The organism is Sediminitomix flava (genome assembly GCF_003149185.1).
Taxonomy (GTDB): Bacteria; Bacteroidota; Bacteroidia; order Cytophagales; family Flammeovirgaceae; genus Sediminitomix; species Sediminitomix flava.
In genome coordinates this window covers 16,030-28,033 of the sequence record NZ_QGDO01000007.1, presented here as the reverse complement: position 1 = coordinate 28,033, position 12,004 = coordinate 16,030, and the positions used below count along the sequence as shown (strand labels likewise).

Sequence of the window (12,004 nt, the reverse complement as noted above, 5' to 3'; positions counted from 1 at the left end):
AGACCTTTTTTATTTGAAAATTTAATTTCTATATATCATTTTATTGCGGATAAATACCGAAGATTTTAAATACTAAAACAAACTATCTATTATCACAAAAGTTAATATCATGAACAACTTGAAATAACTATGAAAATTAATATTGTTTGGCTTAGAAGAGATTTAAGGTTAGAAGACAATACAGCAATTTACAATGCAATTAACCCTGACTTCCCCACGCTGCTATTATTTATTTTTGACTCCCAAATCATTGATGATCTGGAACGTGATGACCCTAGAGTCAACTTTATCTACGATGAATTAGAGAAAATAAATACCGAGATAAAAAAGGCAGATAGTGGTGTTCTTCTTCAAAAAGGGAAACCAAATGAAATCTTTGAAAAGCTGAATGCTGATTATGATATCAATAAAGTATTCTGGAATCACGATTATGAACCCTACGCTATAAATCGAGATCAAGAAATTACTACTTTTTTAGAAAAACATGGTATTGCGTCAGAAAGCTTTAAAGATCAAGTGATTTTCGAAGGAAATGATGTCTTAAAAGATGATGGAAAACCATATACGGTCTTTTCTCCATTTAAGAGAAAGTGGCTTAAAAAATTCACCAGACAGCATAGTCAAGAACTTACATATAGCTTAGAAGAACTCAATTTATTGAAAACAGATTTTGAATTTTCATTAAAAGACGACATTGGAATTCAGCCTTCAGAAATAAAAGTCCTGCCCTATCACCTTGATATTGTAGAAGATTACGAAAATATTAGAGACAAACCTTCCATCAATGGAACATCCTTACTCAGTCCTCACTTAAGATTTGGGACAGTTAGTGTGCGTAAAATAGTTAATTATGCACTAGATCGCTCAGAGACTTTCTTAAGTGAATTGATTTGGAGAGAGTTTTTTATGCAAATATTGTATCATTTCCCGAATACTGTATCTAGTAATTTCAAGCCAAAATATGATACTGTGAAATGGCGAAATAATGAAGCTGAGTTTGAAAAATGGTGTAAAGGTGAAACTGGCTATCCAATTGTAGATGCAGGAATGAAAGAATTAAACACGACTGGGTATATGCACAATCGAGTTAGAATGATTGTTGCTAGTTTCCTTTGTAAACATCTTCTGATTGATTGGCGATGGGGTGAAGCTTATTTTGCCAAAAAACTCTTAGATTTTGAGTTATCTTCTAATGTTGGAAATTGGCAATGGGCTGCATCAACAGGTTGTGACGCTGTTCCTTACTTTAGAATTTTCAACCCTACTAGTCAAGTCAAAAAGTTTGATCCAAAAATGGATTATATCCGAAAGTGGTGTCCAGAATTTCAAAGCTTGACTTACCCTCAACCTATAGTAGAACATTCATATGCCCGAGAAAGAGCTTTAGATACTTATAAAACTGCTTTATCTTAAGCTGATTTTCATTCTATCAAAGAAAACCTCAGTTAGTACTTTTAGAGTACTTCAACTGAGGATTTTATTTTTAATAGAGATTCTTTTTTAAAAAATAGAGTTGATTTTCTTCAAGTTACGCTCTTTATCTTTCACGATATAAATTGGAATTGTCATATCATATCCTGCAAGTTTTTCAGAAACGCTATCCAAGAAAAGATTAGAATAACTACTTCTAATTCCCGCTCCTAGAAGAATCAAATCTGCCTTCTGCTTTACTGCATATCTATAGATTGTGTAAGAAGGATCTCCATCTGTGTTCACACTAAACTTGATTGCAGGTAACTCATCTTCTGTTTTTTCTACTTTCTTCAAGAAAGACTTAAACTTCTCTTTTGCTTTCTTTACAACTTCTTCTTTAAACTTTGATTTATCGTAGTTAAAGTTGTTGAAGAATTGATTTTGTAATAAGCCATTAAAAGAAACTTCTGTATTGACATATTGCATAAAGTACTTTGCGCCAAAATACTTAGAAAGCATGTTAGCTCTTTCAAATGCCAATCTAGCATGTTTTGAGAAATTCATTGGCAAAAGAATATTATCAATGCTATGAGGAGCAAGCTCAGAAGCCAACATCACAGAACAAGGCGAAAGAGAAATGATTTGTTTTAAAGTAGCTCCAGCACCTCTAAGGCCGGATTTCTTACCTAAAAGAATCAAATCCGCATCAGATTTAACAGAGAAACGGATAAACTGCTCACTTGTCTCGCCTTCCAATACAACTATATTCTTTTCAATATCACCTTGTACATGAGGAGTAAACTCTGCATCAATTATTTCTTCCATTTCATTCTGAATAAGAACATCCAAAGGTTCATATTCATCATCGTCTATCTCTTGAAGTTCTTCCAATAAAGTGAAAGAAGGTGTCACATGAATAAAACTGATTTTTTCAGGTCCTAATCTTCTGAAAATAAAAGCAGCATAATTCAAAAGATATTTGTCCATGGTAGACAAATCCAATCCGACAACAATATGCTTAATAATCTTCATGAGCTATAAATATTAGATTTTAACTTCGTTTTCTAGCGCAGAACCATCTTCTTTCGTCTTCTTTTTCTGCTTTCGCTGTCGAGCCATCTCAATAATTCTTCTTTCATAATCAGAAATATCACTCTTGGCTTCAGCTTCATCTTTCAAAGACTTTCTCAAACTAAAAGCCATAAAGATTAAGACAATTGTAAACGGCAATCCTGTGGTAATTACGGCAGCTTGTATCGCTTGTAATCCTCCTCCGTATAAAAGCATAGCTGCAACCAAACCTTCTGTCAGCGCCCAAAAAATACGTTGACCGACTGGTGCATCTAACTTACCTCCTGAGGTGATAGAATCTACCACTAAAGAACCCGAATCGGATGATGTTACAAAGAAGCTGATCACAAGAATTATAGATATTACTGAAGATATTTCTGAAAGTGGAAGTTGCTCCATTAAGAAATACAATGAGGTTGAAACATCTTCCATAATTGTATTTGAAATATCTACACCTGTCAACTCATAGAAAATTGCTGTACCACCAAATGCTGAAATCCAGAAGAAAGTCACAAGGGAAGGAACAAATAATACCCCGAGTACAAACTCACGGATGGTTCTTCCTTTGGAAATCCTAGCAATGAAAATACCTACGAATGGAGACCAAGCAATCCACCAAGCATCATACATCAATGTCCATCCGTTTTGCCAATCTACATGTGACTCACTGAATTTACCATTCACATAAGATTCCGTCCAAAAACTCAATTCGATAAAGTTTCCTACATAATTTCCTAGGTTTTCAATAAAACCATCGAAAATGAACATTGTAGGCCCTACTACCAAAACAAAAAGTAAGAATAAACCTGCTAAATAAAGGTTTAACTCACTCAGCATTTTCACACCTTTATCCAATCCTGTTACCACAGAAACCGTTGCTGCCAAGGTCACTGCTCCAATGACAAGCATCTGAACCTCAGTTGTATTTTTTATTCCAAAAAGGTATTCGAAACCAGCTCCGATTTGTTGTACACCTAAACCTAAAGAGGAAGCCAAACCAAATAAGGTTGCTAAAACAGCTAGAATATCAATTAAATCACCGATACGTCCGTGGATTCTTTCCCCAAGAATTGGATAGAATACAGAACGAACAGCCAGAGGTAGACGTCTATTGAAAGTGAAATATGCCAATGCCATACCTACCAAAGCATAAACAGCCCAAGGGTGAAATCCCCAGTGAAGAAATACGTACTTCATCCCTTCTGCATAAGCTTCAATAGTCTCAGGAGTAACGACACCTGGTTTGGCTGGAGTAACGTAGTTAAACATAGGTTCTGCTACACTCCAGAACATCAAACCGATACCCATTCCTGCTCCAAAAAGCATCGCGAACCAAGCCGAAGTACTAAACTCAGGTTTTGCATTTTTACCTCCTAGCCTCACATGACCAAATCTTCCGAAGGCCATATAGAGACAGAAAATCAAGAAAAAGTTGATTGAAAGAATCATAAAACCACCGAAGTACTCAGAAATGGCATTTTGTACATCTGCAAAAAATTCTTTCATAGGGGCTCCAACCACTAGCGTGACTGAAATGAAAAGAGTTAATAAGATCACAGCAGGCCAAAAGACAGGCGCGTGAACATCGAATAGTTTCCTTTTCGAATTAGCTTTATTAAGCTTAGACATATACAAGTTTGTTGATGAAAGTTTGATTAGCGTAGAGTAGATAAATCCCTTCAAATACTCCTCTGTATGCTAACTTTTCTTTACGTATGCAAAGCTTAAAATCCTAGTTTTCAAAAGGTATAAGTAGGTCTATTATACCTGTAATCTTCAATAATATTTCGATACCCACCGAAATGAATTGGAATTCTCATTTAAGCAATCCACACTAGATTTTTACTACAGAAATAAAAACCCAAATACAAATTTGCAGTAAATAAACACAGCTTGTATTTACTATTAATAATTGTTTTCTGAATATTTAATAAACAACATTGAATGTATTAAAAACAATTAAAGACACGTCATAACTCACTGTTTTACTTACACATAACAATCTAAATTTATTTTTAAATCAAACTACAATTCTCATAAGAACACCAATACAACAAAAAGGACTTGTTGCATTTTCTAAATATGGAGTATAGTAAACAATAGAAATTCAGGTAATTATATTTAATTAAAAACAGATTAGGTCTAGACTCAAAAGAGAAAAATTCATATTTTACAGATACTTATTTTCTACTCGAATAATAATTAAACAATAAGCAGCTAAAATATGAAAGGTCTTGTTTATGTGAGTGAGGCTACAATGAAATTCGACCAAACCAAACTTGCAAATCTTACACTCAAAGCGTCTAATAAAAATAAGCTCCTCAAGATTACAGGATATCTGTATTATGAAAAGAATCGATTTATTCAGTACATCGAAGGAGATGATTTAAGTATTGATGCCCTTTTTGAAAATATAAAGAAGGATCAAAGACACAATGTTATCAATGTTATAAGCCAAGAAATTAATAAAAGACGTTTTCCTGCTTGGCAAATGAATCAGCTTAAAAAAGAAGATTTTGTCAGAACCAAAATGGAACATCTCATTACAGATTTGTTACTGTTGAAACGTAATAAAACGGTAGATAAAGAAAATGAATGGGATCGGATGGCTTGGGAAATGATTGACCGAATGGCAAAGTTGAGAACAATGGTATATAAATACCCTTTTGCATAACAAAAGGGTATTTATTTTTATAGTTTTTTTAAACTAATGAGCTTAAATCAAAATGGAAACCTACAAGTCTAGTAGGTTTTCCTTCACTATCTCTTTCAGCTATGGCAGCCTTTCTATACATCGGAATTTTTTGCCCGTCTTTAGTCTTTAGAAGTATTTTTGCTCCAAATGTTTCTTGATTGTTTTCTGCAATAAACTGATCCAAAGCTTTTTTATACTCACCTTGACTATCTGAATCTATAATTGTGTTTAAGGCATCCAAGCTTCCAATTACTTCAGTCACCTCATAACCCAAAATTTTCTTGAGTGAAGGACTAAAATACTCAATACCTTCATTTATATTCCAGTCCCAATATCCTGCATTTACGCTTTCTAAGACATTTTCAAAAGACTTTTGATTTGAATTTAATAAGTCTTTAGAAGTCTTCTGTTCATTGATATCGACAAAGGAAATAACTACACCGTCAATTTTACCTTCAGCATCCAAATAAGGCATAATCCTTTTCAAATACCAATGCATATTTTTGGTATGAATCTCTCTTTCAGCAGGTATACCTGTGTGAAGCACATTAAGAGACTGATCCATAATTACTTGATTATCTTCCTCACCAAAGTTAGAAGTAAAATGGGTAATTGGTCTCCCGATATCATTTTCCCTCAAGTTGAATTGTTCCTTGATCGCTGGAGTAATCTTACGAATATTCATATGTCTATCTAAGAATATCGTACCAATACGAGTACTCTTAAACAGATTGTCCATTTCAATATTTACTCTAGAAAGTTCTTCCACCTTCAACTGATACTCAGCGTTCACAGTATGCAGCTCTTCATTCACACTCTGAAGTTCTTCATTTGTACTTTGAAGTTCTTCATTAGCGGCCAATAGTTCTTCATTTGTAGCCTGCAATTCTTCATTACTCGTTTCTACTTCCTCTAAGGTAGCTTGAAGATTTTCACGCGTATTTTTAAGTTCTTGTTCTAATTCTGCATAACGAGAGTCAAACGGATACTCAGGCGAAGGAATACTACTTACCTGTTTATCAGTAAGCTTTCTTTTCGTATCGGGTAAAAACAGGACTAAGAAACAAGGTCTTAAAGTACCAGATCTCACCTCTACTTGCTTTACAAGAAGGTTTAGCGAAAGATGCTTGGTATTTTTCTCAAATGTAAGTCCTGTAAAACTAACTTTCTCTTTTGTCTTTAAGACTTTTCTTACTGATGAATTGATAGCTACAGAAATGTTATTAGGCATCATCTGCAGCAAATTGATACTAAATCCTCGATCTGGGAGAACTACAAATTGTTTAAATTCACCAATCGCATGTAGAATATCAAAGTTTTCATCTATATAAACTCCAGCCACATCAAGTTCTGATGTCATCTCATCCATCATCACCTGAATCATTCGATGTTCCATGTTCTGATTTTTACTTCCTCCACCAACTCTATGCGAGCCTACATGGCTTTGCTGAAAAAGAGTATTAACTTCTAAATATTTAGCTTGATCTTTATTCTGATAAATCTTAGCCTTTCGATCAATTTCTTTAAATACCTTTTTGTAATCACCTACAGTTTCACTACTTCCCAATAAAAGATAGCCTCCCAATTTAAGAGCATAATGAATCATGCTTAGTGCCTTAAACTGTGCTTCTCGTTGGAAATAGATGAGCATATTTCTACAGGTAACAATATCCATTTTATTAAATGGAGGGTCTTCCAGTACATTATGCTCAGAGAAGATTACCATCTTACGGACTCTATCAATCACTTGATAGTTACCCCCTTCCTTGATAAAGTATTTTTTCAGAAATTGATCCGGAACCTGCTCTTCAATCCCATTAGAATAGATTGCTTTTCTGGCTTCGTCAAGGTGATTATTAGACAAGTCAGTAGCAAAGATTTTTATAGTGAACTTCACTCCTATTTTCTCCATTTCTTCCAAAAGAAGAATGGCTGTGGTATACACCTCTTCACCTGTACTACAACCAATAGACCATATTTTAATGATATCATGACTGTTTCTATTCTTATCTACTAACTCACGAATTACTTTTCCTGCAAATGCTTCCCACACACTTGGGTCTCTAAAAAATCGAGTAACTCCAATTAAGAATTCATTGGCAAGTTCTTCAACCTCATTCGTATTTTCCTTTAAGTGCTTCAAATAATCTGAGACACTTAAAAACTTACCAATCCCCATTCTTCGGGTAATACGTCGGATTTGGGTTGGTCTTTTATATTGTTTAAAATCTAGTTCTACAACCTTATTGATTTGGTTTAAAATTTCAAGAACTAAACTTTCATTATTTTCTAACTCTCTTGCTGGAGCATCTATCTCTCCAGGGTTCAATAGATAATTATTAAGCTCTACTGGAAGCTCTTCAACTGGCAAAATATAATCTACTAAGCCGGTATTTATTGCCGACTGAGGCATACCATCAAACTTTGCCTGTAGAGGGTCTTGACACATGACCATTCCACCATGCTCCTTCAATGATTTTATACCCTTAGTTCCATCACTTCCTGTTCCACTAAGAATAATACCTACGGCAGATTCTTTTTTGTATTCAGCAAGTGAATGGAAGAAAATATCAATTGGTAAATGGTTTAGATCATTTAGAATTGGCTTTTGTGTGAGGTTCAGCTCTCCAGAAGTAATTGTCATATTTTTACCTGGAGGAATAAGATAAATATTCCCTGCCTCTACCTTCATTTGGTCACTCACTACATGGATTGGCAACTCAGTGCTTTTTGCAAGCAATTCAGCCATCAAACTTTTATAGTCAGGTGAAAGGTGTTGAATAACTACAAAAGCGATATCAGAATCTAATGGAACATTCTCAAAAAATTCTTTTAAAGCCTCTAACCCACCTGCACTAGTTCCTATTCCTACAATGCTGAAATTTTGTTGAACTTCCATTTTTATGCTTGAAAAATTAAAAATGATATTTTTTTAAAAATAGTATAATATTTAAACTTTCTGAAATCTTCATCGGAAAAAGGCTTCACTGAAAAAAGTTATATTTCTTTACTTATGCTTTCTATTTTTCACGAATAGGAATTATTTTAGGAGATTGTATATACACCCAAAGACCATATTTTTTCGACATAAATAAATTATAATGAATAACGATGCTAAAAAGTTTGATTCTAGAAAAGAGATTTTAGAAGCAAGCCATGACTTTAACCTTGTAACAATCGGGACAAGTGCTGGAGGAATAGAAGCATTACAACAGTTTTTTAACTATATACCGAAAGACAAAGCACTACCCTGCGCTTTTGTACTAATCCATCATCTCTCTCCATTCAGTAAAAGTAATATGCTGAATATCATCAAGAAGGAAACCAACCTTCCTGTTGAAATGATTGAGAATAATTCAGCGATTCTTCCGCATAAAATATACCTTATCCCTAAAGGAAACCTAGTTCAAGTAAAAGATGGAAAATTCATTCTTGAAGAACGAATAGAAGCAGAAACACCTCATCACCCTATCGATATTTTTTTAATCTCAGCAGCTCAATACTTCAAAAAAAATAACATTTCCATCATCATGAGTGGTTCGGGTACCGATGGAAGTATGGGTGTCATTGAAACAAAAAACCATGGGGGAAAAGTGATGATACAACTCATTGAGCAAGCGCTGTTCGATGGTATGCCTAAAGCTGCTCTAAATACAAAAACAGCCGACCATATTTTACCTGTTGAATTATTGGCTATTGAGCTTCAAAATATCCTCAAAAACGGACGATATAATACCGTAAAAGAAGAACAGAAAACAGTAACGAAAGTTGAAGATACTTTTAATCGGATTTTACAACTAATTCACAACCACACAGGAAACAACTTCAATTACTATTTACAAGGAAATCTTTACAGAAGGCTTAAAGAAATACTCAAAAAGAAAAAAATCCCTACACCAGAGTATTATTACGAATACCTAAAAAGTGAACCCAATGAAGTTCTCTCTCTTGAACGATTTTTCTTAATTGGAGTCACTGAATTTTTTAGAGATTTAGAAGTTTGGAATTATCTATCTGAATATATAATTCCCAAAATAGTTGACGATTATAAAAACTCTGACAGTGAGCAAATCAAAGTATGGTGTGCAGGTGTAAGTACAGGCGAAGAAGCTTACACCATAGCAATGCTTATTAATGAGGAGCTTGAAAGAAGAAATCTATTCATCAAAATAAAAATCTTTGCCACAGATTTAAACAAAGAAAGTTTACTGATTGCAAGAGAAGGCATTTACTCTTCAGAATCTGTTGATAAAGTACCATTAGATTTAAAGAGAAAATATTTCCGTCACAATACACATGGATTTTATGAAGTAAGTGAAGAACTTCGCTCTCAGATTATATTTTCTGAGCATAATATCATTTCTCAGCCTCCGTTCAACAAAATGGATTTGGTATTTTGCCGAAACCTCATCATTTATTTGAATGCTTCTGCACAACAAACCGCATTAGAGCGACTGCATTATGCATTGAAAATAAATGGTTATTTGGTTTTAGGAAAAAGTGAAACAGTAGATCACTTAAAGGGAGATATCCAAGAAGAAGGAACAGGTTTAAATATCTTTAAAAGTATAAATAAATCCCCTGTTCTTGGGCACAAACAACTTTCACCATCCCGAAAATTTGACCTACGTCCTGTTACTGCTCCAAATAAGACAAGACATGAGCTGGAAATGCACGAGAACATCAGCTCTGACCTTATTCAGATGGTAAATGGTGCGGTTATTAAGATAGACTTCAACGGAAATATATTACACACCATTGGAGATTTAACTCAATTCATTTCTTTAAAGGAGAAAGGATTTAGTATCAATCTATTCGAGCTACTTCCAGAAGAACTTAATCTTCAGATTCAATCTCTATTCTTTGAAATGAATAAGCTGACTGCAAAAGCAGAAGTAGAAACTTTTTTCACAATTTCAGATGAAGAACAAATCAGCTTAAAAATACTTTTAAAAGAAATTAAATCAGGACCAAGGCAAAGCAATCAATATCTTATTTATTTAATCCCTAAAGAGAAAAAACTGTCTTCAAAAAATAGCTTCGATGAAGAAAATATTCATCATAATGCACAAGAGAAAATAAACTCCCTCACCAAAGAACTTTCATTGCTCAGAAAAAGGATGAATGATGTAATTGCGAAAGAATTACTCAATCATGAAAAGCTACAGATTACAAATGAAGAACTTGAAAGCTCTAATGAGGAATTACAAAGTTTGAATGAAGAACTTTATACTGTAAATGCGGAACATCAGTATAAAGTAAATCAGCTTAGTGAGCTTAATGCTGAAGTAAGTAACCTTTTAAAGAGTACCCAAATTGGTACCATCTTTATAGATCGTGAAATGTGTATTTTGAAGTTCACCCCTGCCATTCAAGATCAGTTCCACATCACTGAAAATGATATTGGCAGACCAATTTCACACTTCACTTCTAGTTTTAAAAGTAAATACAACCGCGTCTTTTTAGAAAATATCTCAAAGGTTATTGCTGAAGGGAAGCCTCAACAGCATGAACTCCAGACATTATCAGATAAATGGTATCTCAACAGGAGTATGCCATTTATAGATGAAGATGGCAAGAAAGAAGGAGTGGTAATTTCATTTATTGAAATCACTTCGCAAAAACTTGTAGAGCAAAAGTACCATCAACAGAATATTGTTTTTGAGCAAATCTTGGAGGAAACAATGGCTGGGTATTGGGAAGTTAATCTTGAACAAAAGACACTTACGAGTAGTCATACTTTCAAGAAAATGCTTGGTAGAGATGAGAATAAAGAATTTGAAAGTTTTGATGTTTGGGCATCTTATGTTCATGATGAAGACATTTTCAAACTCCATCAACTGCTCAAATGGGAAAGTGAAGAAGAAAGTAAAAGTATTGAGCTAAGATTCTATGATTCGGATGGTGAAATCATTTACACCTACTGCAAATGTAAAGTGATTGAAAGAAATATTGAAGGTAAAGCTACACGAATTATAGGCAGCATTGTTGATATCACTTGGTTGGATGAAAAACATAAACTTGAGAAGAAGAATGCAGAACTTAAACAATTTGCATACGTCGCTTCTCATGATCTTCAAGAACCACTCCGTACAATTTCGACTATTGCAAAACGTATGAAAACAGAATATGAAGACCAACTTGATCAGAAAGCCGACATATATCTTGGCTTTTTAGTACAAGCAGTAAATCGTATGAGTACACTGATCAAAGACTTGCTTTCATATTCGAGACTAGGAAAAAACAATAAACTATCTGTCGTTTCTCCTAGAAAAGTTATTCAAGATGTTGTACACGACTTAGAACAATTAATAAATGACTTGAATGCAGATATAGTTATTCGTGGAATTCCTCTACAAGTAAATGCTTACGAAACAGAGTTTAGACAGCTGATTCAAAATCTTCTTTCAAATGCTTTAAAGTTTCACAAGGAAGGAGTTCAACCGAAGGTAATTATCACTGGAGAAGAGACTAAACGTTTCTACAACTTTAGTATTGAAGATAACGGAATCGGAATTTCTGAAAAATATCAAGAAAAAATATTCTTAGTATTCCAACGCCTTCATACACAAGATGAATATGAGGGTTCTGGAATCGGGCTTTCAAGTTGTCAGAAAATAGTAGAATTCCACGGTGGAAGTATCAATGTAAAATCTAAAGTTGGAGAAGGTTCTACATTTACTTTTAGTATCAAAAAGTAAAGATTTTCATCATTAATACCTATACAGTAATTCAATATAAAACTAGTAAGCAACAATTGTAATATTTAAATACATTTAGATTTATCTATAGAAACATTACAGATGTAAGATATTCTAATTGTAA

General features: G+C 33.8%; 6 protein-coding genes. 3 read left to right on the top strand and 3 right to left on the bottom strand.

What is annotated here, in order from left to right; genetic code table 11:
* The first annotated feature begins 129 nt into the window (after nt 1-129).
* On the top strand, nt 130-1,413 hold the full coding sequence (locus BC781_RS20665) for a cryptochrome/photolyase family protein (protein WP_109621484.1): 1,284 nt from the start codon (nt 130-132) through the stop codon (nt 1,411-1,413).
* A gap of 87 nt (nt 1,414-1,500) precedes the next feature.
* Here BC781_RS20665 and BC781_RS20660 read toward each other — a convergent pair whose 3' ends face one another.
* Nucleotides 1,501-2,445, bottom strand: a complete 945-nt coding sequence (locus BC781_RS20660; RefSeq protein ID WP_109621483.1) for a universal stress protein — start codon at nt 2,443-2,445, stop codon at nt 1,501-1,503.
* A 12-nt stretch (nt 2,446-2,457) separates the two neighbouring features.
* Nucleotides 2,458-4,113, bottom strand: coding sequence for a BCCT family transporter (locus tag BC781_RS20655; RefSeq protein ID WP_109621481.1), 1,656 nt, complete (start codon nt 4,111-4,113; stop codon nt 2,458-2,460).
* Between the two features lie 595 nt (nt 4,114-4,708).
* Here BC781_RS20655 and BC781_RS20650 point away from each other — a divergent pair.
* Nucleotides 4,709-5,158 carry a BLUF domain-containing protein gene (locus BC781_RS20650; protein WP_109621479.1) on the top strand — a complete coding sequence of 150 codons (450 nt, stop codon included), beginning with the start codon at nt 4,709-4,711 and terminating at the stop codon, nt 5,156-5,158.
* Between the two features lie 28 nt (nt 5,159-5,186).
* Here the strand turns inward: BC781_RS20650 and BC781_RS20645 are convergent, their stop codons facing one another.
* Nucleotides 5,187-8,078 carry a chemotaxis protein CheB gene (locus BC781_RS20645; protein ID WP_109621477.1) on the bottom strand — a complete coding sequence of 964 codons (2,892 nt, stop codon included), beginning with the start codon at nt 8,076-8,078 and terminating at the stop codon, nt 5,187-5,189.
* A gap of 202 nt (nt 8,079-8,280) precedes the next feature.
* On the opposite strand from BC781_RS20645, the gene BC781_RS20640 reads away from it, so the two are divergent.
* A complete protein-coding gene (locus tag BC781_RS20640) occupies nt 8,281-11,880 on the top strand; it encodes a CheR family methyltransferase (RefSeq protein ID WP_109621475.1) in 3,600 nt (1,199 codons plus the stop codon).
* Nucleotides 11,881-12,004 lie beyond the last annotated feature (124 nt).